This window comes from Geothermobacter ehrlichii (assembly GCF_008124615.1).
Taxonomy (GTDB): Bacteria; Desulfobacterota; Desulfuromonadia; order Desulfuromonadales; family Geothermobacteraceae; genus Geothermobacter; species Geothermobacter ehrlichii.
Genome location: NZ_VNIB01000004.1, coordinates 154,091 through 177,975, shown reverse-complemented (window position 1 = coordinate 177,975; position 23,885 = coordinate 154,091). Strand labels below are relative to the sequence as shown.

The 23,885-nt window shown below is 60.6% G+C and carries 22 protein-coding genes and 1 pseudogene; 19 read left to right on the top strand and 4 right to left on the bottom strand.

Going from position 1 to position 23,885, the window contains the following annotated elements:
- The first annotated feature begins 122 nt into the window (after positions 1–122).
- Positions 123–1,040, top strand: a complete 918-nt coding sequence (locus tag EDC39_RS06190) for an ExeA family protein (protein WP_148895513.1) — start codon at positions 123–125, stop codon at positions 1,038–1,040.
- An 18-nt stretch (positions 1,041–1,058) separates the two neighbouring features.
- On the opposite strand, the gene speA is transcribed toward EDC39_RS06190, so the two are convergent.
- Together speA and speE are read right to left on the bottom strand one after the other, a co-directional pair.
- The gene (gene speA, locus EDC39_RS06185) at positions 1,059–2,966 is read right to left on the bottom strand and encodes a biosynthetic arginine decarboxylase (protein ID WP_148895512.1); all 1,908 of its coding nucleotides are present in this window, start codon (positions 2,964–2,966) and stop codon (positions 1,059–1,061) included.
- A gap of 80 nt (positions 2,967–3,046) precedes the next feature.
- Positions 3,047–3,895 (bottom strand): polyamine aminopropyltransferase, encoded by an 849-nt coding sequence (gene speE / locus EDC39_RS06180; RefSeq protein WP_148895511.1) that lies wholly within the window; start codon positions 3,893–3,895, stop codon positions 3,047–3,049.
- Between the two features lie 286 nt (positions 3,896–4,181).
- On the opposite strand from speE, the gene proC reads away from it, so the two are divergent.
- The 9 genes from proC (at position 4,182) to EDC39_RS06135 (ending at position 14,291) form a co-directional block, all read left to right on the top strand.
- Positions 4,182–4,994 (top strand): pyrroline-5-carboxylate reductase, encoded by an 813-nt coding sequence (gene proC, locus EDC39_RS06175; RefSeq protein ID WP_148895580.1) that lies wholly within the window; start codon positions 4,182–4,184, stop codon positions 4,992–4,994.
- 127 nt (positions 4,995–5,121) lie between these two features.
- Positions 5,122–6,540, top strand: coding sequence for a sigma-54 interaction domain-containing protein (locus tag EDC39_RS06170; RefSeq protein ID WP_246140190.1), 1,419 nt, complete (start codon positions 5,122–5,124; stop codon positions 6,538–6,540).
- Positions 6,541–6,919: 379 nt separating this feature from the next.
- Positions 6,920–8,569, top strand: a complete 1,650-nt coding sequence (pruA, locus tag EDC39_RS06165; RefSeq protein WP_246140189.1) for an L-glutamate gamma-semialdehyde dehydrogenase — start codon at positions 6,920–6,922, stop codon at positions 8,567–8,569.
- A gap of 15 nt (positions 8,570–8,584) precedes the next feature.
- A complete protein-coding gene (locus EDC39_RS06160) occupies positions 8,585–9,493 on the top strand; it encodes a proline dehydrogenase family protein (protein WP_148895508.1) in 909 nt (302 codons plus the stop codon).
- A gap of 170 nt (positions 9,494–9,663) precedes the next feature.
- Positions 9,664–10,791, top strand: coding sequence for a branched-chain amino acid ABC transporter substrate-binding protein (locus EDC39_RS06155; RefSeq protein WP_148895507.1), 1,128 nt, complete (start codon positions 9,664–9,666; stop codon positions 10,789–10,791).
- 168 nt (positions 10,792–10,959) lie between these two features.
- Entirely contained in the window at positions 10,960–11,856 is an 897-nt protein-coding gene (locus EDC39_RS06150) for a branched-chain amino acid ABC transporter permease (RefSeq protein ID WP_148895506.1), read from the top strand.
- Positions 11,856–12,812, top strand: coding sequence for a branched-chain amino acid ABC transporter permease (locus EDC39_RS06145; RefSeq protein WP_148895505.1), 957 nt, complete (start codon positions 11,856–11,858; stop codon positions 12,810–12,812). The genes EDC39_RS06150 and EDC39_RS06145 overlap by 1 nt, the downstream gene beginning before the upstream one ends.
- On the top strand, positions 12,802–13,575 hold the full coding sequence (locus EDC39_RS06140) for an ABC transporter ATP-binding protein (RefSeq protein ID WP_148895504.1): 774 nt from the start codon (positions 12,802–12,804) through the stop codon (positions 13,573–13,575). Before EDC39_RS06145 ends, EDC39_RS06140 begins: the two co-directional genes overlap by 11 nt.
- On the top strand, positions 13,572–14,291 hold the full coding sequence (locus tag EDC39_RS06135) for an ABC transporter ATP-binding protein (protein WP_148895503.1): 720 nt from the start codon (positions 13,572–13,574) through the stop codon (positions 14,289–14,291). The genes EDC39_RS06140 and EDC39_RS06135 overlap by 4 nt, the downstream gene beginning before the upstream one ends.
- Before the next feature lie 159 nt (positions 14,292–14,450).
- Here the strand turns inward: EDC39_RS06135 and EDC39_RS06130 are convergent, their stop codons facing one another.
- Positions 14,451–14,813, bottom strand: coding sequence for a CGGC domain-containing protein (locus EDC39_RS06130; protein ID WP_148895502.1), 363 nt, complete (start codon positions 14,811–14,813; stop codon positions 14,451–14,453).
- A gap of 353 nt (positions 14,814–15,166) precedes the next feature.
- Between EDC39_RS06130 and EDC39_RS06125 the strand changes: the two genes are divergently transcribed.
- From EDC39_RS06125 to EDC39_RS06100, 6 genes are all read left to right on the top strand, one after another.
- Positions 15,167–15,619 (top strand): hypothetical protein, encoded by a 453-nt coding sequence (locus tag EDC39_RS06125; protein ID WP_148895501.1) that lies wholly within the window; start codon positions 15,167–15,169, stop codon positions 15,617–15,619.
- Positions 15,620–16,155: 536 nt separating this feature from the next.
- Positions 16,156–17,322 carry a hypothetical protein gene (locus EDC39_RS06120; protein ID WP_148895500.1) on the top strand — a complete coding sequence of 389 codons (1,167 nt, stop codon included), beginning with the start codon at positions 16,156–16,158 and terminating at the stop codon, positions 17,320–17,322.
- 228 nt (positions 17,323–17,550) lie between these two features.
- On the top strand, positions 17,551–17,799 hold the full coding sequence (locus EDC39_RS06115) for an RNA-binding protein (protein WP_148895499.1): 249 nt from the start codon (positions 17,551–17,553) through the stop codon (positions 17,797–17,799).
- Between the two features lie 106 nt (positions 17,800–17,905).
- The gene (locus EDC39_RS06110; RefSeq protein WP_187426671.1) at positions 17,906–18,526 is read left to right on the top strand and encodes a thermonuclease family protein; all 621 of its coding nucleotides are present in this window, start codon (positions 17,906–17,908) and stop codon (positions 18,524–18,526) included.
- Between the two features lie 362 nt (positions 18,527–18,888).
- On the top strand, positions 18,889–19,365 hold the full coding sequence (locus EDC39_RS06105; protein WP_148895497.1) for a hypothetical protein: 477 nt from the start codon (positions 18,889–18,891) through the stop codon (positions 19,363–19,365).
- Positions 19,366–19,380: 15 nt separating this feature from the next.
- On the top strand, positions 19,381–19,824 hold the full coding sequence (locus EDC39_RS06100) for a hypothetical protein (protein ID WP_148895496.1): 444 nt from the start codon (positions 19,381–19,383) through the stop codon (positions 19,822–19,824).
- Positions 19,825–20,092: 268 nt separating this feature from the next.
- Here the strand turns inward: EDC39_RS06100 and EDC39_RS15930 are convergent.
- Positions 20,093–20,197 (bottom strand): annotated as a pseudogene (locus EDC39_RS15930) (type II toxin-antitoxin system RelE/ParE family toxin); the annotation flags it as partial.
- Positions 20,198–20,361: 164 nt separating this feature from the next.
- Here EDC39_RS15930 and EDC39_RS06095 point away from each other — a divergent pair.
- The 3 genes from EDC39_RS06095 (at position 20,362) to EDC39_RS06085 (ending at position 23,749) form a co-directional block, all read left to right on the top strand.
- On the top strand, positions 20,362–20,892 hold the full coding sequence (locus EDC39_RS06095; RefSeq protein WP_148895495.1) for a carboxymuconolactone decarboxylase family protein: 531 nt from the start codon (positions 20,362–20,364) through the stop codon (positions 20,890–20,892).
- 58 nt (positions 20,893–20,950) lie between these two features.
- Complete coding sequence (locus tag EDC39_RS06090) at positions 20,951–21,787, top strand: epoxyqueuosine reductase (RefSeq protein WP_148895494.1); 837 nt, start codon at positions 20,951–20,953, stop codon at positions 21,785–21,787.
- A 261-nt stretch (positions 21,788–22,048) separates the two neighbouring features.
- Positions 22,049–23,749: an acyl-CoA synthetase gene (locus tag EDC39_RS06085; RefSeq protein WP_148895493.1), complete on the top strand. Its 1,701-nt coding sequence runs from the start codon at positions 22,049–22,051 to the stop codon at positions 23,747–23,749.
- Positions 23,750–23,885: the final 136 nt, after the last annotated feature.

Below are 23,885 nucleotides of genomic sequence, written 5' to 3'. Positions count from 1 at the left end.
GCCGCCGGGGTTGGCAATCGGGCGGCGCATGGTGTATTAATTTATCCTGATTCTTTCGTCGTTTTCCCGCATCATGTGCCCTGGTCTGATGGAGGGGCCTGGCCAGACAAGGTTGCACTCCCATGTACCTGAGTCATTTCGGACTGAACCAGACTCCCTTTTCGCTGACTCCAGACCTCGATTTCTATTTCAGCTGTCCCGGTCATCGGCAGGCACTGAACGTGCTGCAGCTGGCCATCGAGGAGGGGGAGGGTTTCATCAAGATCACCGGCGAGGTGGGGACCGGCAAGACCCTGCTGTGCCGCAAGCTGCTCGATCTGCTGCAGCCCTCGCACCAGGCGGCCTACCTGCCCAATCCCCTGCTCGGGCCGCTCGAACTGCACCGGGCCATTGCCGAGGAGATCGGCGCCGGACCGCTTGGCGGCACCGAGTCGCTGCACGAGCTGCAGCGGCTGATTCTGGCCCGCTGTCTCGAACTCGGCGAGCAGGGAAAACGGGTGGTCGTCTGTCTCGACGAGGCGCAGGCCATGTCCGATGTCAGTCTCGAGGCGCTGCGGCTGCTGAGCAATCTCGAAACCGAAAAGCGGAAGCTGCTGCAGATCGTTCTCTTTGCCCAGCCGGAACTCGACGTGCGGCTCGAACAGCCCCACCTGCGGCAGCTGCGGCAGCGGATCGGCTTCGCCCATCATCTCGTTCCGCTCGACCGGCAGGGAGTGTGCGACTACATCGCACACCGGGTGCAGATCGCCGGCCGGAAGCTCGGACCGCTCTTTACCCCGGCGGCCTGCCGACTGATTGCCCGTGCCAGCCGGGGCGTGCCGCGCCTGGTCAACATCCTCTGTCACAAGGCGCTGCTGACGGCCTACGCCCAGGGCGATCCGCGGGTCGAACGGCGCCATGCCGTCGCCGCTGCCAGGGATACCGCCGAAGTCCAGGCTCCGTTCAGCTGGCGCGACCGGCCGACGCTTCTGTGGGGCATCGGCGTCGTCACCCTGGTCGAACTGGCACTGGTCACCTGGCTGCTCAAGGGGGGATGGTAGGCGGCCTTCTGCGATCGCTCAGGAGCAGAAGTAGGTCGTTTCCTGCAGGCAGCGGTCGAAGCGGGCGAGGATCGCCTGGCGGTCGGTCAGGCTGATCCGGCCCTCGCCGACCGCCTGCTCGGCCTGCCGCCGCAGCCGGTCGCGCAGATCCTCCACCCGGTACTGCATCAGCTGCAGAATGTCCTCCACCCGGTCGCCCCGGTCTTCGCGCGTGACCTGGAAGCCACCGTCGGGATCGATGCGCACGCTCGCCACGTCGGTGTCTCCGAACAGGTTGTGCAGATCGCCGAGGGTCTCCTGGTAGGCACCGACCAGGAACACGCCGAGCACATAGTCCTCGCCGGTCTTCAGTGCGTGCACCGGCAGGGTGCTGCGGGTCGCCCCGTCACCGATGAAATGCGAGATGCGCCCGTCGCTGTCGCAGGTGATGTCGGCGATGATCGCCTCGCGATCCGGCCTTTCGTCGAGCCGGTGGATCGGCGCCACCGGAAAGAGCTGGCCGATCGCCCAGTGGTCGGGCAGCGACTGGAAGACGCTGAGGTTGCCGTAGCAGATGTCGGCCAGCTCGTCGCGCAGCCGGTCCAGCTCCTTCGGCCGCCGATCCATGCCGCCGAACCTTGCCACCAGCCTGTGGCCGGCCGCCAGCAGCAGGTTCTGGACCCGCGCCCGCCGCCGCAGGGACAACTCGCCCCGGGTGAAGGCCTGGTGCAGCCGGTCGCGCAACTCGACGATTTGCCGGTAGGCGGTCGCCGGATCTTCGCCGTCGAGGGCCGCGAGCAGGTCATGCATCCGGCGCAGCTCGTCCGGATCGTCCGCTGCGGGCCGCAGCTGGTCCGGTTCGGCCTCGAAACGGGTGACGTCGAAGATGTCGAACAGCAGCAGGGAGTAGTAGGCGACGGTCGGACGCCCCGATTCGGTGATGATGAGCGGCGGATCGTCATCCGCCAGCTGTCGCTGAACCGTCGCCACCAGGCGGTCGGCGTATTGCCGCAGGCTGTAGTCGCGCGACTGGCTGTTCTGCGAGCGGTCACCGAGATAGTCGACGGCCAGGCCGCCGCCGAAATCGATCATGCCCATGGGGGCGCCTTCCTGCCGCAGTTCCCGGTAGAAGCGGCAGGCTTCCTGCGCCGCCTGGCCGATCTGGTCGAGGACCGGGATCTGCGAACCGAGGTGGCAGTGCAAAAGCCGCAGCGTCTCGAGCCGACCCGCCTGTTTCAGCCGGTCGACGACGCCGACGATCTGGCTGATGGAGAGGCCGAAGATGCTCCGCTCGCCGCTGGTCAGGTTCCAGTGGCCGTCGACCCGGGTCGAGAGCTTGGCGCGGATGCCGAGTACGGGCGTAACGCCCAGCCGGTCGGAGCAGTCGAGGATCAGGTCGAGCTCGCCCGGAGTTTCCAGCACGAAGACACAGTTGTGGCCGAGCCGCCTGGCTTCCAGCCCCAGCTCGATGAAGGTGCGGTCCTTGTAGCCGTTGCAGACGATCAGCCGTCCGTCGGCCGGCAGGCTGGCCATGGCGATGGCCAGTTCGGCCTTGCTGCCGGCCTCCAGCCCGTGCCGCCAGGGTGTGCCGAAGCGGGTGATCTCCTCGATCACCTGCCGCTGCTGGTTGACCTTGATCGGGAAGACCCCCTGGTAGCTGCCGCCGTAGCCCCGTTCGCGAATGGCCTGGTGAAACGCCTTGTTCAGGCGGGCGATCTGGGCGTCGAGCAGGTTTTCGATGCGCAGCAGCAGCGGCAGCCGCAGCCCCCGCCGGCGCAGCCCGTCGAGGATCGCCGGCAGCGCCACCCGGACATCCCCGCCGTCGAACGGCACCCTGACGGTCAGCGCACCATCGGGATCGACGTCGAAGTAGCCGTTTCCCCAGCGGCGGATGCCGTAGAGCTCGGCGGAATCGTCCGGGGTCCAGTTTTTCGGGATGGACGGCATGGTGCGGCTCCAAGAATCAATGCAGAATTCAAAGGTCAGGATATTTGACCATCTCCTGGCTCCTGAATCCTGTCTTCTGACTACTGCTGTTCGATATTCTCCTTCGCAAAGGTCGGCAGCATGAAGGCGCCGAGGTGCAGGTCCTCGTTATAATACCGGGTGCGGAAGGCCCGGTTCGCCGCCCGCTCACGGTCGAAATCCCGGACCGGGTGGTACTTCTTGCTGGCGAAGGCGAAGCTCCACAGGCCGGACGGATAGGTGGGGATGAAGGCCTGGTACATCTCGACGATGGGAAAGACCTCGCGCAGGGCCTGGTACATGTTTTTCTGGATCTCGGCGTGGTAGAAGGGGGATTCGCTCTGGGCGACCATGATGCCGTCCTCTTTCAGGGCGCCGTGAACCAGCTGGTAGAAGTCTTTTTCGAACAGGCCGACCGCCGGGCCGATGGGATCGGTGGAGTCGACCAGGATAACATCGAAGCTGTCCCGGTTTTCCCGGATGTAGGCCAGCCCGTCGTCGATGTGCAGTTTGACCTTCGGGTGGCTGCCGTCGATGGCGCAGGCCAGGCTCGGCAGATATTCGACCGATTTTTCCACCACCAGGCCGTCGATTTCACAGAGTGTGGCCAGTTCGACTTCGGGATGCCGGACCACCTCGCGGATGGTGCCGCCGTCGCCGCCGCCGATGACCAGCACCTGTTTCGGATCCGGATGCACGAACAGGGCAGGATGCACGATCATGTCGTGGTAGACGAACTCATCCCGCTCGGTGCACATGACCAGGCCGTCGAGCAGCATCATGCGGCCGTACTCTTCGGTCTCGACGATGTCAAGCTGCTGGAATTCGCTCTTGCCGGAAAAGAGGGTGCGCCTGATCTCGAGGGTGATGCCGGCGTGCGGGGTGTGCTTTTCAGTGTACCAGATGCTCATGCCAACTCCGTTGGATGTGGACGGACGAACGGAAGGCCGTCCGGCGAAAGGGAACCGGGCTGTCGGCGACCGGCGGGCCGGACCGTGGCGGGACCCTGGGGCCGCCACGCTTTCACCATCCTGCCGGACGTGCGGATTCCCGCCGTTTTGGCGGCCGGGATGAATCGCCTTATAACGCCCCTTGTGGGGGGTGTCAATCGAATTTGGCGGCGTGCGCCAATCCTTGACTTTTCGGGCTCTTCCCGATTTACTGGGACGGATTCTTCATGAAAGGATGCGACAGTCGATGGTCAACGGAGAAAAGATCGGTTTCATCGGCGGCGGCAACATGGCCGAGGCGTTCATCAACGGTCTGCTCAACGCCGGCGCCCGGACGGAGAACATCCGCTTTTTCGAGCCCAACCACGATCGGCGGCAGCACATTGCCGAAACCTACGGCGTGCAGGCGGCGGACGACAACCGCGAGCTGGTCGAGTGGGCCGGCGCCGTGGTGCTGGCCATCAAGCCGCAGATCGTCAAGGAGGTGCTGCGGCCGCTGCACGGCATTTTCACCCGCGACAAGCTGCTGATTTCCATTCTCGCCGGCGTTTCGACCCGGACCATCGAGGGGCTGCTGGGCGGCGAGCCGCGGGTGGTGCGGGCCATGCCCAACACCCCGGCCCTGGTCGATGCCGCCGCTTCGGCCATCTGTCGCGGCTCGTACGTCGAGGAGGGGGACATGGAGCACGCTGCCGGCCTCTTCCGTTCGGTGGGGACGGTGCACGAGGTGGCCGAGGACCAGATGGACGCTGTCACCGGCCTGTCCGGTTCCGGCCCCGCCTATGTCTTTACCGTCATCGAGGCGCTGGCTGCGGCCGGCGTGCAGCAGGGGCTGCGTCTCGATGTCGCTCACGAACTGGCGCTGCAGACGGTCTACGGTGCCGCCAAGCTGGTCAAGGAAACGGGCGAGCATCCGGCCCTGCTGCGGGAGAAGGTCTGTTCTCCCGGCGGCACTACCATCGCCGCCATCCGCACTCTCGAGGAGCGGGGGCTGCGCGCCAGCCTCATGGAGGCGGTGGCGGTGGCCACCCGGCGCTCCGAAGAACTGGGTCGGGAGTGACCTTTTCGTGACCACCCTGCTTTGTCAGCAATCTGTGGCCGGCATCTGCCGGCTTTTTTTGTCGGCGATTTCATTCATTATTGAATAAGTCAATTCATAAATGTATAGTGGCGGGAGGGAGGCGAGCATGAACCTTTCAAACGAGAGCGCGACCCGGCGGCTCGAGGCGCTGGTCCGGGAGCTCGACGCCATCATCGATTCGTCGTCCGACGGGCTGTGGATCTGTGACGCCGAGGGGAGGGTGATCCGCATCAATCCGGCGTCGGAGCGGATCAACAACATCCGCGCCGAGGAGGTGGTCGGCAAGCGGATGGACGAGCTGCTGGCAGCCGGTTTCGTCGACCGTTCGGCGGCCCTCGAGGCGCTGAAGGAGAAGCGGGTGGTCAGCCTGCTGCAGACCAACCACAACGGCCGGCGCCTGATCTCCACCGGCACGCCGGTGTTCGACGAGGCGGGCGAAGTCATCCGGGTGGTGGTCAGCGAGCGGGACATCACCGAGACCGAACGGTTGCAGCGGCAGCTCGAGGAGCAGCAGGCGATGGAGGAGAGCTACCGCGACCAGATGCTGCAGATGCAGCAGCTGGAACTGCGCAACCAGCCGATCATCGCCCGCAGCCCGGCCTTTGCCCGGGTGCTGCGCCAGGCGCTGAAGGTGGCCGCCGCCGATTCCTCGGTGCTGATCACAGGCGAATCGGGCACCGGCAAGGGGCTGCTGGCCGACATCATTCACCAGCATTCCGCCCGCGCCGACAAGCCGCTGATCAAGCTGAACTGCGGCGCCATTCCCGAAACCCTGATCGAATCGGAACTGTTCGGCTACGAGAAGGGGGCTTTTACCGGCGCCCGCAGCTCCGGCAAGCCGGGGCACCTGGAGCTGGCCAATGGCGGCATTCTCTTCCTCGACGAAATCGCCGAGCTGCCGCTGGCCTCGCAGGTCAAGCTGCTCCGCTTTCTCGAGGACGGCCGCATCACCCGTCTTGGCGGCACTCGGACGGTGCAGGTCGACGTGCGCATCATCGCCGCCACCCACCAGGATCTGCAGAAGATGGTCGACGAGGGGCGTTTCCGGTTCGATCTCTTCTACCGCCTCAACGTCATTCCCCTCAACGTGCCGCCGCTGCGGGAGCGCCGGGAATGCATCCTGCCGCTGGTGCGGCACTATCTCGAGCATTTCGGCGGCAGGATCGGCGCGCAGAAGCGGTTGACCACGGCGGCCTCCGACCGCCTCGAGGCCTACGATTTCCCCGGCAACGTGCGGGAGCTGATGAACATCTGCGAACGGCTGGTGGTGATGAGCGAAACCAATCTCATCGACGTCTCCGACCTGCCGGCCGTCGTGCTCGGAAAAGAGGCGGCCGACGATGAACTGAACGGCGACTGGCCGACGCAGATGGGGCTGGAGCAGATCGTCGCCAGCGTCGAGCGGCAGGTGCTGCGCCGGGCCTGCGAGCGTTACCGCAGCCAGGCGCGCATCGCCGCCGCTCTCGGAGTCAGCCAGCCGACCATCGCCCGCAAGCTGAAGAAGTACGGTTTGAGTTGCGGCTAGCGGACGCGGTTTATTCAATATTGAATAAAAAGTCGCCAGGCGCGCCCTGTTTGGCGAACCCTGTTTGTTTTTGTCGGCGCCATCCCTGATTTTCAATTTTCCCTTTGCCGTCAACGGCTTGCGCCTCCCCGCGTCCGGCCCTTCGGCAGCCGCTGTCAGGCGGCGTCTTTCTTTGCTTTCTGTTCCCTATCTATCTTGAATCACTTTGGTTTTCGTGCTGTCGGCGCCGGGTTCCGTGGTTGCCGCGCTCTCTGTTTGAAAGAGCAGAACAGTATTTGGCATTTCTCTTGCTGTTCCCTCTTGCCGCCGGAGTGATACGATTGTCGTTATCTTCCTGCTCCGTACCTGATCGCCAATTCCATTTCAGCGCGAGGTGAAAATGATGTCACACCTTTACAACAACGCCATTGTCGAGGTTCCCCGTCCCGAAAACGAGCCGGTCCTTTCCTATGCCCCCGGCAGTGCCGAACGGGCGAAGCTCAAGGCCGCCCTGGACGAGATTGCCGGCCAGAAGATCGAGATTCCCCTGATCATCGGCGGCCGCGAGGTGCGTACCGGCAACATCGCCCAGGTGGTGATGCCGCACGATCACGGCCATGTTCTCGCCGAATATCATCAGGCCGGCCCGAAAGAGGTTGAGCAGGCCATCGAGGCCGCCCTCGAGGCGCAGAAGGTCTGGCGCAGCCTGCGCTGGGAGGATCGGGCGGCCATCTTCCTCAAGGCGGCGGATCTGCTGGCCGGCAAGTACCGCTACCGGATGAACGCCGCTTCCATGCTGTCGACCAGCAAAAACGTTTTTCAGGCCGAGATCGACGCCGCCTGCGAGCTGATCGACTTTCTGCGCTTCAACGTCTACTACGCCCAGCAGATCTACCGGGAGCAGCCGATGTACAACGCGGCCGGCAGCTGGAACCTGGTGCAGCACCGGCCGCTGGAAGGCTTCGTCTTCGCCGTCACGCCCTTCAACTTCACCGCCATCGCCGGCAACCTGCCGACCTCGCCGGCGATCATGGGCAACGTGGCGGTGTGGAAGCCGGCTTCGAGCTGTGTCTACACCCCCTACCTCTTCATGCAGATTCTCAAGGAAGCCGGTCTGCCGGACGGCGTCATCAACTTCGTTCCCGGGCGCGGCGCCGCCGTCGGTGATGTCTGCCTGGCGCATCCCGATCTGGCCGGCGTGCATTTCACCGGCAGCACCGAGGTCTTCCAGAACATGTGGCGGACCATCGGCGAGAACATCCAGCGCTACAAGTCCTACCCGCGCATCGTCGGCGAGACCGGCGGCAAGGACTTCGTCTTCGCCCATGCTTCCGCCGACATCCCTTCGCTGGTGACGGCGCTGGTGCGCGGCGCCTACGAGTATCAGGGGCAGAAATGCTCCGCCGCTTCGCGCGCCTACATTCCCGAATCGATCTGGCCGCAGGTGCAGCAGGCGCTGCTCGACGAGCTGAAACAGACCCGGATGGGCGATGTCCGCGATTTCCGCAACCTGGTCAACGCTGTCATCGACCGCAAGGCCTTCAGCGACATCACCGCCTATATCGATTACGCCAGGGAGTCGGCCGACGCGGTCATTCTCGCCGGCGGCAATTACGACGACAGCAAGGGCTACTTCATCGAGCCGACGGTGATTCTGGCCAGCAAGCCCGACTTCAAGACCATGGTCGAGGAGATCTTCGGTCCGGTACTGACCATCTACGTCTATCCCGACGCCGAATACGAGCAGACCCTCCAGCTGTGCGACCGGACCTCGCCCTACGCCCTGACCGGCGCCATCTTCGCCCAGGAGCGGCAGGCGGTCAGCCAGGCCCTGGCGGCGCTGGAGAACTGCGCCGGCAACTTCTACATCAACGACAAGCCGACCGGTGCCGTCGTCGGCCAGCAGCCCTTCGGCGGCGGCCGCGCCTCCGGCACCAACGACAAGGCCGGCAGCCCCCTCAACCTGGTGCGCTGGGTGTCGCCGCGGACGATCAAGGAGAATTTCGTGCCGCCGACCGCCGTCCCCTATCCCTTCATGGACGCCGAGTAGGGGCAGGGGGTCGCCATGTCGCTCTTCAACCAGCTGGTATCGCGCACCATCATGCACATCCCGGCGCCGGTGGTGCGCTTCTTCGCCAAGGGCTACATCGCCGGTGAGCGGCTCGAGGACGCGGTGCGGGTGAGTCGCGAACTGAACGGCCGGGGCATCATGACCACCATCGACGTGCTCGGCGAGTTCATCACCACCCTCGACCAGGCCGAAAATTTCAAGCGGGAGTGCCTCGGGATTCTCGACACCATCGACCGCGAAAAGCTGGACGCCAACCTGTCGCTGAAACCGAGTCAGATGGGCCTGCTCCTGGACCGGGAGCAGGCGCTGGCCAACATCCGCGAGATCGTGGCGCGGGCGGCGGATCTGGGCAACTTCGTCCGCATCGACATGGAGGACATCTCCTGCACCGACGCCACCCTCGATTTCTACCGGGCGTTGCGCGAGGAGTTTCCCGGTCACGTCGGGGTGGTGCTGCAGGCCTATCTGCGCCGCACGCCGGCGGATGTCGCCGCCCTGGCCGATGCGCCGATGAACTTCCGGCTCTGCAAGGGTATCTACAACGAACCGCGTACCGCCGCCTGGAAGAATCAGGAAACCATCAACCGCAGTTTCGTCCACATCCTTGAGAAGATGCTGGCCGCCGGCGCCTATGTCGGCATCGCCACCCACGACGAGAAGCTGGTCTTCGAGGCGATGCGCCTGGTCGACGAGCAGGGGCTGAAGCCGGAGCAGTACGAGTTCCAGATGCTGCTCGGGGTCGACGAGGAGCTGCGCGACATCATCGTCGCCGCCGGTCACCGGCTGCGGGTCTATGTCCCCTACGGCGAATCCTGGCTGCCCTACTCGCGGCGGCGGCTGAAGGAGAATCCGAGCATCGCCGAGCATGCCCTGCGGCAGATGCTGAACATGCGCAAGGTTTGAATTCCGCCGCCCGGTTGCGTCTTGCCGGGCAACGGGAACTTGGAATGCGGACGCAGAACATGTAGTATCTGTCAACCATTGTTTGATTGAGCCAAACCGAGCCGGTTCACGAGGTGCGGCGGAACAAGACGGAGGCCGCCGTGCAATCACCAACACAAGGGAGGTAAGAGATGAAGAGACTGAATCGACTGATGCTGGCCCTGGCGGCCGTCTGCCTGCTGGCGGCGCCCGCTCTGGCCGACACCCTCAAGGTCGGTGTCCAGGCCCCGATCACCGGTTCCTATGCCAACGAAGGCCAGGGGATCGACAACGGTGTCCGCCTGCTCGCCGAGCAGATCAACGCCAAAGGCGGTGTGCTGGGCAAGAAGATCGAAGTGATCACCTGTGACGACCAGGGGACCGCCATGGCCGCGGCCATCTGCGCCAAGGACCTGGTCAACCAGGGAGTCAAGATGGTCATCGGCTCCTACACCTCGACCTGCGCCGAGGCGGCTCAGAAGACCTACTTCGACGCCGGCGTCATCCAGACTTCGGACGGCACCGCCGACAGCCTGACCGAGAAGGGCTACTGGACCTTCCTGCGCAACTCGTTCCCCAACAGCGCCGAGGCCGAGTTCGCCGCCAACTACATGGTCAAGGTCAAGAAGTACAAGCGCATCGTCATCATCTCCGACTTCTCGACCTACGCCGACGGGCTGGCCAACGCCACCGAGGCGGCGGTCAAGAAGCTCGGCGGCAACGTCGTCTCGCGTGACAAGATCAAGGCCGACTCGCAGAACTTCACCCCGGTGCTGACCCGCATCAAGGCCAAGAATCCGGACGTGATCTTCTTCGCCGGCTATTACACCGACGGCGGCCAGCTGCGCGCCCAGCAGGTGGCCCTCGGCATCAAGGCCGACTTCATCGGCGGCGACGCCAACGACAACCCCGACTTCGCCAAGCTGGCCGGTTCCGCCGCCAAGGGCGCCTACATCGTCAACGTCCCCTCGCCGGACGTGCTGCCCTATGACATCGCCAAGTCTTTCATCGCCGCCTACAAGAAGAAGTACGGCATCATGCCGGCCTCGATCTGGGGTCTGATGAACATCGACGGCATGCGCGCCATCATTCATGGCATGGAGCAGACCAAGAGCTTTGACACCAAGAAGGTCGTCGAGTACCTGAAGAACATGAAGGAGCCCCTGCCGGGCATCACCGGCCCGATCGCCTTTGCCGAGGACGGTAATCGCAAGGGCGGTTCCTACGTGGTCAAGATGATCCAGGCCGACGGCAGCTACAAGCACGTGTACGTCCAGTAAGATCATTGCCTGAACGGGTGGGGGGGAGTTTCCGCTCCCCTCCGCCTTTCCCCGAAAACAGATACCTGGCTGCCCCCCCAGAGGCGAGGGCAGGACGCTGGTGTCCTGTCCTGGCTTCTGGACGGCAGGTCCGCAGAAGCTCGTCAAGCAACGCGGGAGTGGAGTTTCATGGATATCTTTCTGCAACAGCTGGCCAACGGCCTGACCATCGGCAGCATGTTTGCGCTGGTCGCCCTCGGCTACACCATGGTCTACGGGGTTATGCGCCTGATCAATTTCGCCCACGGCGACCTGGTCGCGGCCTCGGCCTTCGTCGGCCTGACCATCTATACCCAGGTGATGGGGCAGGCGACCTCGCTGGCGGCGGTGATCGCCATCTTTCTGCTGACGGCCGGAGTCATGGCCTGTGTCGGCGTGCTGCTCGAACGGCTCGCCTACCGGCCCCTGCGCACCGCCCCGCGCCTGTCGGCGGTGGTGTCGGCCCTGGGGGCGTCGCTGGTGATCCAGAACGGCGTCATGCTGATCTGGGGACCGCAGATGCGCATCTTTCCCGAGCTGGTGCCGCAGGTCTACTACACCTTTGGCGGGGTGGTCATCAGCCTGATGCAGGTGATCATCCTGGTGCTGTCCCTGGTGCTGATGATCGCCCTCTACCTGTTCGTCGAGAAGACCCGCATGGGCGCGGCGATCAGGGCGGCGTCCATCGACCAGGATGCCGCCCGGCTGATGGGCATCAACGTCAACCAGATCATCGTGCTGATCTTCGTCATCGGCTCTTCGCTGGGGGCGGTCGGCGGTCTGTTCATCGGCCTCTACTATCGCGGCATCACCTTCAACATGGGCTGGCAGTACGGTCTCTACGCCTTCATCGCGGCGATCATCGGCGGCATCGGCAACATTCCCGGCGCCATGCTCGGCGGCATGCTGCTGGGACTGTTCAATGCTTTCATCGCCGGTTACGTCTCGAGTACCTGGGCCGACGCCTTTACCTTCATTCTGCTGATCGTGATTCTGATTGTCCGTCCCACCGGCATTCTCGGTGAGCGGGTTGCGGAGAAAGTCTGATGGAGAAACTGCAACGCTTTGGCTACCCGGTCTTTTTCGCGGTGATGGCGGTGCTGCCGCACCTGCTCAATCCGCGCTGGCAGGCGGTGGCCATCACCTTCCTGATCTTTGCCGTCGTCGCCCTGTCGCAGGACATCGTCCTGGGCAAGTGCGGCATGTTCAACATGGGCCAGGCGCTCTTCTTCGGGCTGGGCGCCTATGCCACCGCCATCCTCAACAGCAAGTTCGGCTGGCCGATGCTGGCGACCATCCCGGTGGCCATCCTGGTGCCGGCGCTGTTCGGCATCCTGCTGGCTGGCCCGATCGTCCACCTGCGCGGCGACTATCTGCTGGTGACCACCATCGGCTTCAACATCGTCTTCGTGCAGGTGCTGCAGAACGATCTCGGCGGTCTGACCGGCGGGCCCAACGGCATCTTCGGCCTCGACGCCATGAACCTGTTTGGTCTCAGGCTCGCCAGCCAGGTGTCGGTCTACTACTTCGCCTTCGCCGTGCTGCTGTTCACCCTCTGGCTGATGCACAACCTCGAAACCAGCAAGGCCGGCCGGGCGCTGCACTACCTGCGCGAGGACCAGCTGGCCGCCGAGAGCATCGGCATCAACGCCCGGGTCTACAAGATTTTCGCCTTCGGCCTGTCGGCGGGCATCGCCGGGCTGGCCGGAACGGTCTACGCCACCCAGTATTCCGCCGTCAGCCCCGAGGCCTTCGACTTCATCCAGTCGGTGCTCTTCTTCAGCATCGTCATCGTCGGCGGTTCCTCGGTGCCGGGGGTGCTGCTGGGGGTTTTCGTGATGTTCGTGCTGCCGGAGATCTTCCGCGAGTTCGCCACCTGGCGCTTCTTCATCTTCGGCTTCGCCATGATCCTGGCGATGATCCTGCGCCCGCGCGGCATCTGGCCCGCCAAGTTCGGCCGCATTCCGGCATATCTGGTCAAGGAGTCGAAGCATGGCGCCTAACGAGCTGATTCTGAAGAATGTCACCAAGCGATTCGGCGGCCTGGTGGCGGTCGACGATCTGAGCATGACCGTCGCGCCGGGACAGATCTACGGCCTGATCGGCCCCAACGGCGCCGGCAAGACCACCGTTTTCAACAACATCACCGGCATCTACCGGCCGGAAGAAGGTTCCATCCGCTGGCGGGGCGAAGAGCTGGTCGGCCTGCCGCCGCACAAGATCGTTGCCCGCGGCATCGTTCGCACCTTTCAGACCATTCGCCTGTTCGGTGAGATGTCGGTGGCCGAGAACATCATGAGCGGCCGGCACATCCGCAGCAGCCAGGGCTGGTGGCACGGCATCGTCCACACCCCCGGTTCCCGCCGGGACGAGCGCGAGAACTGGAAGAAGGTCGAGGAGCAGCTCGAGTTCTTCGATCTCGGCGAGTACGCCGCCATGCCGGCCGGCAGTCTGCCCTACGGCATCCAGCGGCGGGTGGAGATGGCGCGGGCGATGGCGGTCGATCCGACCCTGCTGATTCTCGACGAGCCGGCCGCCGGCCTCAACGATGCCGAAACCCTGCAGCTGCTGGAAACCATTTTCCGTATCCGTGACAAAGGGGTCACGATTCTGCTGATCGAGCACGACATGGACATGGTGATGGAGGCGACCGACTATCTGACGGTGCTCAACTTCGGCAAGAAGATCGCCGAGGGAACGCCGGAGGAGATTCAGCAGAATCCGGCGGTCATCGAGGCCTACCTGGGAAGCGAGGATGACGAATGAGCAAGGATGTCCTGTTCGAAATAGAAGACCTGCACGTCAGTTACGGCAGCATCGCCGCCATCAAGGGGATTTCGCTGCAGGTGCGCAAGGGGGAGATCGTCACCATCCTTGGCGCCAACGGCGCCGGCAAGACCACCACCATGCGCACCATCAGCCAGCTGATCAAGGCCAAGAGCGGCTCCATCCGCTTCAAGGGGCGGGAGCTGACCAGAATGTCCGCCCACCAGGTGGTGCGGCTGGGCATCAGCCATTCGCCGGAAGGCCGGCGGGTGTTCGGCATTCTCACCGTCGAGGAGAACCTGCTGCTCGGCGCCTTCACCCGCAAGAAGGTCGACCCGGAAATCCTGCGCTGGGTCTACGAGCTCTTCCCCCGGCTCGAGGAGCGCAAGAAGCAGCTCGCCGGCACCCTCTCCGGCGGCGAGCAGCAGATGCTGGCCATCGGCCGGGCGCTGATGAGCAATCCGGAAATGCTGCTGCTCGACGAGCCGTCCCTGGGCATCGCGCCGATCCTGGTCAAGGCGATTTTCGAGCAGATCCGGGAGATCGCCCGCAAGGGGGTCACCGTGCTGCTGGTCGAGCAGAACGCCAAGGCGGCCCTCAAGCTCGCCGATCGTGGCTATGTACTCGATGTCGGCAGGATCGCCCTGGCCGGCACCTCGGAAGAGCTGCTCGCCTCGCCCAAGGTGCAGGAGGCGTACCTGGGGAAGAAGCATTAGCGGGCTGATGAAAACGCCCATCTGCGGCGTGGCCCTCACCAAAAACTGTCTCGTGCCCGTTCGCTGGCGCTCACGCAGGACACAGAGCCGCAGGTAATAGCGGCCTTGGCTTTTCTCTCTGCGTCTGCGCGAAAAAGATTTCCAGGCGGCCGACCTCTTTTATGGGATTGGCGCTGTTTTCCTGTCACCACGCGGCAGGCAGATCGCGTCCCGGGTCCGTCCCCGGTACGGGCCGTGGGTGTAACCGACGACCGCGAAATCCTTCGCCAGTTTTTTTGCCAGGTCTTCGTAGTGGGGGCTCTTGCCCCGGATGCAGCTGGACAGGTGAACCACGTCGACGCCGAGCTGCTTCAGCCTGGCGATCTTGTGCTCCAGGTCGCCGCCGTCCTGGGTGAAGGCGACCAGCTCGGCGTCATCGCCGTAGCGGGCAAAGGCGTCGATCCGCCGGAAGAAGGCGTTGAGGCAGCCCTTGCCGGTGCACTTGTCGAGGGTTTCCCTGCGCACGATGATGGCGATCTTCATGTTCCCTCCCGTCATTCCATCCAGTCTAGCCGCTGTGGAGCGGAAAGTTTATGACCTGGATCAAGCCGGGATGCGGTTCGAACTGTTGACATCCCGCCACCAGCATCTAACGTTTCAGTAGTCGCTGGACCCTGAATCAGTGAGTTCATGCCGGATGAAGAGTGCATGTGCTTGGCCTGAATGGGTTTTTCAAAAGTCGCAAGGCGCACCCACAGGTTCGCCGGCGATTTTTGGAAAACGCAGACAGGTCAATGACTTGTGCCATCCGCAGGTGATGAGCTCGCTGATTCAGGTGAACCTTTGCGTGGCCCGGGACGGCGTTGCGGCCGTTCCGGATCGCCGGGAGGCCCGCCGTGCCGCTGTTCGATCTGCCCATGTCGATTCTGTTTCTGCTTTTTCTCTGGCTGTTCATACTGATCGGTTTCTATCCAGCCTGGAAGCGGGCCGCAGCGAAGTTCCGCCGTCTGCGCGAGGCGCGTGGCAAACGGCAGAAGGGCGGGCCGGGTGTCGCGGCCATGCCGGCGGAGGATTCGGCCGCCAGGCCGTCCCGGCAGCTGGACGATTTTGAAATCATCATCTTGCGTCGCCTGGCCCAGGGCGACGGCAAAGGGCTGTCGCGGCGGCGGCTGATCGCCGAGCTGCATCTGGAACCGCCGGTCGTCAGCCAGGCCCTGCGGACGCTGCAGATGCGTGAGCTGGTGGTCGAGGTCCGGGTTCTGCCGTTCGGAACGCACTTCATGCTCTCCCGCAAGGGACATGAATTCGCTGTCGCACAGGGCTTCATTCCCAGCATTCTGGAGGTCTGAACCCGCCCTTGTGCCTCCACGTTCCTTTTCATGCGGATTCGACTACGTCGGCTTCGTGAATGAATCAAATATTCTCCTGTAAATCAGAGTTGTGCTCCGGATGCCGGGGCTGTGACCGCATCAGAGTGGAAATTCCTGTTGTTTTCGCTGGTTGCAAGGTTCGGTCGTGGCTGGTGTTTCTGGTATTCAAATTGCCCCGTGCAGGTGCAGGTTTGTCGGCTGGAGACGGATTTGTCCCGGCCCTGAAAGCCGGCGGGGGCGCCCTGCGGTCAGTGGCTTCCACGGGAAAGAGATCAAATCAGGGCCCGAACCAGACAATTCTTAAGCGACAGCGGGAGGGGCGTTTCCCAAGCGGTTTCTTATTAATTTCTTGACGGCAAGGAGGCCTGACGCTATAACCGATTGAAATGTTTTAATTGTCATCCTGAGGAGGGGGTACAGGGAAGGATGTTCTCGACAGGAAACCGCCTTGGTCAGCATGGACTGACCGGGCGGTTTTTGCGTTTGTAACGGAAGTTCCGCAGGGAGGAGGGGGGATGGCGCGTTTCCCGACCGGCCGCACGGCCTTCGTGGTGATTCACGGCATCGGTGAGCAGAATCCGTTCGACACCCTTGACGGGTTCGGGCGGGGGATGGTGCAGCTGTTCGACCAGCAGGGAATCCGCTACCGGCTCGCCCACCGGTTGCGGCGGCACCGGCAGGGCGGCTGGACCGAGAGCTACCTGCGCATCACGCCGAAGGGCGGCGGCAAGAGCTTCATCGACCTGCACGAGGTCTACTGGGCCTACCTGACCGAAGAGCAGATCTCGACCGCCGAGATCCGCCGGTGGCTCGAGGACACGCTGGCCGGGGTGAAGAAGTTCTTCGACGAAAACCAGCAGCTGATCCGCGAGTACGAGCAGGCCGACCAGGTCGAGCAGCTGCAGAAGCTCAACAAGAAGCTGCTCTGGGGAGCCCGTCTCTACAAGCCGCTCAGCGCCGCGCTGCAGCTGCTCGATCCGCTCAGCAGGCTGACCGGCGGTTGGGGCGAGACGATGCTGAAATGGCTTGAGGAGAAGGCCAGTCCCTACCTGACCGGCTACCTCGGCGACGTCGCCATCTACACCACCACCGACCGCAAGTCGAAGTTCTTCAACCTGCGGCAGCAGATCCTGCGCGACAGCCTTGCCATGCTCAGGGCGGTGCTCGCCGACGGGGACGTCGAGCGGGTGATTCTCTGCGGCCACTCCCTCGGCAGCGTCATCGCCTACGACACCCTCAATCGGCTGCAGATCGAAGCCTCCCTGCCCGATGCCGAGGACCTGCCGCTAGACAAAATCAAGGGCCTGGTCACCTTCGGCTCACCGCTCGACAAGATCGCCTTCTTCTTCCGCCAGCACGCCGGCAGGGATCAGTGGCTGCGCGGCCAGATTCTCGGCCAGCTGCACTCCTTCAAGTCGAAACCGCTCTGTTTTGTCGATCCGCCGGTGACCATCGACGACCCGGTGAAGCACGTCTTCGCCGACCTGCCCTGGGTCAACTACTGGGACCGCCAGGACCCGGTCAGCGGCCGGCTCAACCTCTACCGGATCGCTCCGGAAGACAACATCGAACTCAAGCTCGGCAAGCCCTGGGGCGTGGCGCATGTCGCCTACTGGGAGCATGTGCCGATGTATGCGGATTTTGCGGGGAGGTTTTTGGGGATGGGGAAGGATTTGGGTTGACGGAGAAGGGGTATTGTGTCCCTGGAATTCCCAATACGTCTTGGGGCTTATGGGGTGAGTGGTGCGAGGATGACGCCTTGACAATGCGATGAAAACGAGCTAACAAAAATTGTTATACGGGAGGGGGGATTATGACACAATGAAAAAAGCCGTCCGGAGTGTAACCTTGCTGGACGGCTTTTTGTTTTATTCTAGCTTCTAACTCAAAAAACAACTGAAGGATATTATATGACAAAATTTTTTGTGGTTATGTACAATATAAATCCATCATTAAAACACGCAACACCAGAGCCTACAATAATAGAAGAATTTTCAACCATAAATGAAGCTCAAGGCGAGGCAAGAAAGCAAATTAACAATTATTATTGGATAAAAATATACAAAAACGAATTAAGAATGAATTGTCTCATAGAACAATGCCAAAACGGCAAGCTTTTAGATCCTAGCGGGAAAACAAAAAAACTAAAACAACACTGACAAAAGGATAAATATATTAATTATGTGTATCCGGAGGTTGCAATTATTAGCTATTTTGATTTTTTTGTCTCTTTCTACACTTTCGAATGCAGACACCTGCAAGGTGTTGAACGTTATCGATGGTGACAGCTTAATTGTTTCTTGCCAAACATATGAAGGAATACTAGGTATAGTTGGTGTAGATGCACCTGAAATTGGGCAAGAATATGGCACCGAATCAAGAAAATGTCTGGAGAAATTAACTCCTGTAGACTCAAAAATATTTGTAAAACAAATCGACTTAAGAACAAAAAGGGGTGAAGTAATATCTTATAATGGCTACAAGGTTTCAAGTAGACTCATTTCACAAGGATGTGCCTGGGTAAACGCGAAAGTCAAAACACCAAATACATACTTAAAAAAATTAGAAAAACTTGCAAAAAAACAAAAGCTTGGTCTTTGGTCTAAGTCAAATAAAATGCCACCTTGGGAGTTCCGAAAACGTTACAATATTGTAGACAACGAAGGAGACTGGAGAAAGCCCAATGTAAATCTTGGGAACATCGGGGGTGAAAACAAACGCAACAGCTATATAGAATCGCTCTATTCAAATTATAGAGAATGTTATGTCACTGAAAGAAACAAAGCCTTGAAGGGAGTGAAAAGTCCTTTATATTTTGGAACACTGAAAATTATGGCAGAAATGCATGCAGAAGAAGTCTGTGCCCCTCTTCGCACGAGAAAATAACATAAACAGCGTGAATTTGTCTTAAGACCAAAAGGAAAGGGTGTACAGAGCAGTTATCACGACTATATGGGTGTTGAGCTTGAACGGAGGCAGGTCGAGCGGATCAGGGCCATCGCTTATGATATTCGGAGAGGAAAAAGCCGTAAGCAGCAAATCTGGAACATGGCTGGAACATGGCTTGACGAGGAGAAAATGTTTAAGTAGGTTAGAAGGTATCAACTTATTGTGTGAGGGGGGCTGCGATGAACAAAAAAGATTAAAGGCCATCTGCGAGTGTAGCAGGTGGCCTTTTTGCTTCGTACCGTCGCACTTCTCGGGGAGGGGCGAGTTGTTGTGCTTTCCTGCCAAAAAATATTTAAACCATGGATGGTTCAGAAGAAAAAATAAATTTTTATACTCTTCGAGGTCTACCAAATACCATATTTGGCGAAACTTATGTTGTTGTTTCTGCAACTAGTGTTAATGAAGAAGCCTTTTATGTAGAGTACTATATACTAACACAAAGGCCTCAAGAGTCTTTGCTGTTTGACAGCATCAAAATTGTTATATCTGACATCACGCAGGATCTTGGTGCTGCCGATGCAAGCTCCGCCATCGAGGAAGGTTTGAGGCAGGCAGAAATTGCGATATATGACTTGCTAGAAAAAAGAGCGAGGGATTTGAATCGACCAGAAATAGCTATTATCCCATTTGAACTTCAGTCCTGCCAAGCCCCTTTTGTCGGCTGCCGTTATAGAGGACGATTCGTTGAACAAATAGCCAACATAGGAACTAATACAAAGTGTAAATCTTTGTTTAGACATATAGAGGCGATTAGGCAAATTGTTGTACAAAAATAATTAACAGGAGGGGCTATGTTTGGTTTTTTCAAAAAAAGGACAGCATATAAGGATAAAAGTTTGGATTATCAAGCAATTCTGCGAAGAGATTTTGACATGCTAGAGCCATATGTTGGAGAATTTATTAAGTATAGCGGTGATGAACTGTCAAAAACTGAACACAACATAAGGAGTGGGTATAAGTCGTCGGGAATGTCTAGTAGTATAAAAGCAATAATTAACGATTTTGGATTTGAGTATAGCGCCATAGTGTTTGTGTGCATAACAACGTACATGACAGACTTTAAGAAAGGAAAAACAAGATCAAAAAATTTTGAATATGCCGTTGTTGGGTTGTTGATTAAATTGAAGGAAATAACGAGGCGTGTAGATAGAAGGTTTTCTGAGTGGTTAATCAAAAATAAGGACCAAAAATGGCCAAATTTGGATCGGCTAGTTTTTGGAAAAGAGGACTCTTGAGCGCTCATCATGATTCAAGCAACGCGGAAATTCCGGGGACACAGTACCATTTTGGGGACGCTGATAAGGCAAAGGCTTGAAAAGTCTTTCAGGTTTTAGGGGTTTGATCGGCGTTCATCTGCGAAATCAGCGGCCTGTAGCTTTTGCTTTCTGGTTTGGCCGCAGATGAACGCGGATGGACGCGGATAAGGAAAAAGCTTGAATTCCGGAGATATGGCACCATTTTCTGCCGTCACGAAATCCCCTCAAACGGTTTGCCAACAACCTGTCAGGGGAGTCGCATCAACCGTTCGTTGCGCCAGATACGAACGATTGATATTTTCCGGCTGTCGCGACGGTAAACAATGCTGAAGGGCGGGTGAATCAGTTCTCTTTTTTTTCTGAATCAGGTTGCTGAACAGCAAGGGGCTTGACTTGTTCCCCATTCCGATGATGATTTAGGGGCTGTCCTGAACGGTACTTCAGTTGTTCAGGACGGCCCCTGTTTTTTGGTCGGGCAAAGACGAACGGTCGGTCTGGAAAAAAGGAGTTATGGCCATGGCACGAATCATCCCTGCAGGAACCGAATCCCCCGCCCAGGAGGTGGAGGCCGTTTTCCGGGAGATCGAAGACGCCTTCGGCATGGTGCCGAATCTCTTCAGGACCTATGCCCATCATCCTCCCCTGTTGCGGGCCAACTGGAACAAGGTCAAGGCGGTCATGATGGAAGGAAGCCTCGACCGCAAGGTCAAGGAAACCATCGCGGTGCTGGTCTCCAGGGACAACGGTTGCTCTTACTGCGTGGCAGCACATACCAGCGCCTTGCGGGCCATCGGGGTGACGGATGAGGAGCTTCAGGCCATTGAGGAGAACCTGGACCAGGCCGACTTCAGCGCCAGGGAAAAGGCCCTGATCGGTTTCGCCCGCAAGGCCAACCGGGATCCCCTGCGGATTTCCGATGACGAGTTCGAGGCCCTCCGCAGGGCCGGCGCCACCGACGCCGAGATCGTCGAGGCCCTGGGCGTCATGGAACTTTTCACCGCCTTCAACAAGTTTCTCGATTCCCTGGATGTGGAGATCGACTTCTGACGCGGACCGGCGCCGGCAACCGGCCGGCGCAGCGGTTTTCGACCGGGAGCCCATGCCGATGCGAAATGAAATCGTCGACGAGATCAGACGGTTTGTCCGTCAAAGTCCCGCCAACCTTCAGGAAGACGGTGTCACCCCGTATTTCGAGGAGCCGCTGGTCGGTTTCGCCGCGGCCGATGATCCCCTGTTTGCCCGCTACAAGACCATCATCGGTGAGTTTCACCTGACGCCGCAGGAATTTCTGGCGTCGCTGCCCGGAACGGCTCCGGAAAGAGGCGGGACGGTCATCTGCTGGGTTTTGCCGGTGGCGGAACCGACCCGCCTGAGCAACCGCCGCGAGCGGCAGTTTCCCTCGCGGGCCTGGGCCCGTACCCGCGACAGGGGAGAGGCCTTCAACGTGATGCTGCGGCGTCACCTGGTGGCCTGGCTCGGCGAGCGGGGATACCGGGCCCTGGCGCCGCAACTTTCCGACCGCTGGCATCAGATCGAGGTGCCGGACAGCGGGCCGGCCTCCAGCTGGTCCGAGCGCCATGCCGCCTACGCTGCCGGACTGGGGACCTTCAGCCTCAACGATGCCCTGATTACTCCCAGGGGGATCGCCCACCGGCTGGGAAGCGTGGTCACCGACTGCATTCTCTCCCCGACTCCGCGAAATGATTCCGACTACAGGGCAAACTGCCTCCATTTCCGTACCGGCGACTGTGGTTTGTGTATCGAGCGCTGTCCGGTGGGAGCGCTTTCTGCCGAGGGGCACGACAAGTTCAAATGCCGGGCCTATGTGTATGGCACCGTTCCGGACAGGATGGCGGAGAAGTACGGGGTCAAGGCCATCGGCTGCGGACTGTGCCAGACAAAGGTGCCCTGCGAGTTTCGCATCCCGGAAGCAAAGGCGTGAAAAACATCCCAACCGTCTCCCGGCATTATCGGCAGTGTAAATGAGGGTGACAGCGTCCTGGCTGTCACCCTGTTTTGGCATCCGCTCCAATCTCCTGTCATATCAGTATCTTACCTTTTTGCAGCATTGTAGAACGACGTTTGGCATCTTCCTTGCCATTTCCTTGATGCGTTGATTCCGTCGTCTGTTCCGGTCCGAATCCGCGCTCGTGCCGGGCGGGTTCGCCGTGACGGTATTTCAGTGAGGGAAAGGGGAATAGCCATGAAGATGTCAGCACATGCCTACGACAACATGCCGGTCAACCTGCATGGCCCGAACATGCACGACTACGAGGAGACGGTCGCCGGTTACCAGCTGCACGTTCCCGAGTTTTTCAACTACGGCTTCGATGTCATCGACCGCTGGGCCCAGGACCGGACCAAGCTGGCGCTGGTGTGGGCGGATCGCAGCGGCGAGGAGATCCGCAAGTACAGCTTCTACGATCTGCAGAGTCTTTCCAACCGCTTCGCCAACGCCCTGCGCGGGCTCGGTTTCAAGAAGGGCGATCGTCTGTTCGTGATGGTGCCGCGGCTGGTGGAGTGGTACGCGGTGATGCTCGGCAGCATCAAGCTGGGGGTGATTCCGCTGCCGGCGCCGAACATTCTGGTGCCCAAGGATATCGAATACCGGATCAACCAGGCCGAGGCGGTCGGGGCGGTGGTCTGGCACGAAAACGCCGAAAAGCTGGATGCGGCCAAAGGGAATTGCCCGAGTTTGCGGCATCTGATCAGTCTCGGCGCCGAGCGACAGGGTTGGCATTCCTTCTCCGAGCTGATGGAGCAGGCGTCGCCGCGGCTTTCGCGCGAAGAGGTCGAACCGACCCGCTCCGATGACGTGATGCTGATCTATTTCACCTCCGGGACCACCAGGTTCCCGAAAATGGTGCCGCACACCCAGGCGTCCTACGGCATCGGCCACATCATCACCGCCAAGTTCTGGCAGGACCTCAAGCCGACCGACCTGCACTGGACCCTCTCCGACACCGGCTGGGCCAAGGCGGCCTGGGGCAAGCTGTTCGGCCAGTGGCAGATCGGCTGCGCGGTGATGGTGCACGACGCCGACGCCAAGTTCAACGCCAGGACCCATCTCAAACTGCTGGAAAGATGCGGCGTGACCACCTTCTGTGCACCGCCGACCGTCTACCGGATGCTGGTGCTGGAGGATCTGAGTCAGTACGATCTCTCCGGCATCCGCCATTCGATGGCTGCCGGCGAACCGCTCAATCCGGAGATCATCAAGGTCTGGAAGGAACACACCGGCACCACCATCTACGACGGTTTCGGTCAGACCGAGTCGGTCAACCTGATCGCCAACTACCCATGCATGGAGATTCGTCCCGGTTCGATGGGCAAGCCGACTCCGGGCTTTGTGGTCGAACTGATCGATGACGACGGCAATCCGGTTCCGCAGGGGGAGGAGGGCAACATCGCCGTCAAGATCAAGCCCGAACCGCCGGTTGGTCTGTTGAAGGAGTACTGGCGCAACGATGAGGCGACCCGCGAGTCCTTTATCGGCGACTGGTATTACACCGGGGACAGGGCCTACAAGGACGAGGATGGCTATTTCTGGTTCGTCGGCCGGGCCGACGACGTGATCAACGCTTCGGGTTACCGCATCGGCCCCTTCGAGGTCGAAAGCGCCCTGCAGAGCCATCCCGCAGTCGCCGAGAGCGCCGTCGTCGGCTCGCCCGATCCGCTGCGCGGGACCATCGTCAAGGCTTTTGTAATTCTCGCCCCCGGCTTCGAGCCGAGCGACGAGCTGGTGACGCAGCTGCAGGAGCACGTCAAGCAGGAGACGGCGCCCTACAAGTACCCGCGGGAGATCGAGTTCGTGACCGAGCTGCCGAAGACCATCTCCGGCAAGATCCGCCGGGTCGAGCTGCGGCAGCGCGAGGAGCGGCGGAAGCGGGAAGGCAGCAGCTGAAACGTGGCCTTGCCGGTGCCTCCGCTCGCGCCGCGTTCGCTCACAAGACGCTTCGTATCGCAGTGTTTCAGGTCTGTTTCCTCCTCCCCTCATGGTCCCCCCGACTCTGTCGGCAACCGTGAGATGGCCGTCCCCC

Bases quoted from the DNA above. Each gene is read 5' to 3' on its own strand.
- EDC39_RS06190 (WP_148895513.1), top strand. From the start codon at position 123: ATGTACCTGAGTCATTTCGGACTGAACCAGACTCCCTTTTCGCTGACT.
- speA (WP_148895512.1), bottom strand. From the start codon at position 2,966: ATGCCGTCCATCCCGAAAAACTGGACCCCGGACGATTCCGCCGAGCTC.
- speE (WP_148895511.1), bottom strand. From the start codon at position 3,895: ATGAGCATCTGGTACACTGAAAAGCACACCCCGCACGCCGGCATCACC.
- proC (WP_148895580.1), top strand. From the start codon at position 4,182: ATGGTCAACGGAGAAAAGATCGGTTTCATCGGCGGCGGCAACATGGCC.
- EDC39_RS06170 (WP_246140190.1), top strand. From the start codon at position 5,122: ATGAACCTTTCAAACGAGAGCGCGACCCGGCGGCTCGAGGCGCTGGTC.
- pruA (WP_246140189.1), top strand. From the start codon at position 6,920: ATGATGTCACACCTTTACAACAACGCCATTGTCGAGGTTCCCCGTCCC.
- EDC39_RS06160 (WP_148895508.1), top strand. From the start codon at position 8,585: ATGTCGCTCTTCAACCAGCTGGTATCGCGCACCATCATGCACATCCCG.
- EDC39_RS06155 (WP_148895507.1), top strand. From the start codon at position 9,664: ATGAAGAGACTGAATCGACTGATGCTGGCCCTGGCGGCCGTCTGCCTG.
- EDC39_RS06150 (WP_148895506.1), top strand. From the start codon at position 10,960: ATGGATATCTTTCTGCAACAGCTGGCCAACGGCCTGACCATCGGCAGC.
- EDC39_RS06145 (WP_148895505.1), top strand. From the start codon at position 11,856: ATGGAGAAACTGCAACGCTTTGGCTACCCGGTCTTTTTCGCGGTGATG.
- EDC39_RS06140 (WP_148895504.1), top strand. From the start codon at position 12,802: ATGGCGCCTAACGAGCTGATTCTGAAGAATGTCACCAAGCGATTCGGC.
- EDC39_RS06135 (WP_148895503.1), top strand. From the start codon at position 13,572: ATGAGCAAGGATGTCCTGTTCGAAATAGAAGACCTGCACGTCAGTTAC.
- EDC39_RS06130 (WP_148895502.1), bottom strand. From the start codon at position 14,813: ATGAAGATCGCCATCATCGTGCGCAGGGAAACCCTCGACAAGTGCACC.
- EDC39_RS06120 (WP_148895500.1), top strand. From the start codon at position 16,156: ATGGCGCGTTTCCCGACCGGCCGCACGGCCTTCGTGGTGATTCACGGC.
- EDC39_RS06115 (WP_148895499.1), top strand. From the start codon at position 17,551: ATGACAAAATTTTTTGTGGTTATGTACAATATAAATCCATCATTAAAA.
- EDC39_RS06105 (WP_148895497.1), top strand. From the start codon at position 18,889: ATGGATGGTTCAGAAGAAAAAATAAATTTTTATACTCTTCGAGGTCTA.
- EDC39_RS06100 (WP_148895496.1), top strand. From the start codon at position 19,381: ATGTTTGGTTTTTTCAAAAAAAGGACAGCATATAAGGATAAAAGTTTG.
- EDC39_RS06095 (WP_148895495.1), top strand. From the start codon at position 20,362: ATGGCACGAATCATCCCTGCAGGAACCGAATCCCCCGCCCAGGAGGTG.
- EDC39_RS06090 (WP_148895494.1), top strand. From the start codon at position 20,951: ATGCGAAATGAAATCGTCGACGAGATCAGACGGTTTGTCCGTCAAAGT.
- EDC39_RS06085 (WP_148895493.1), top strand. From the start codon at position 22,049: ATGAAGATGTCAGCACATGCCTACGACAACATGCCGGTCAACCTGCAT.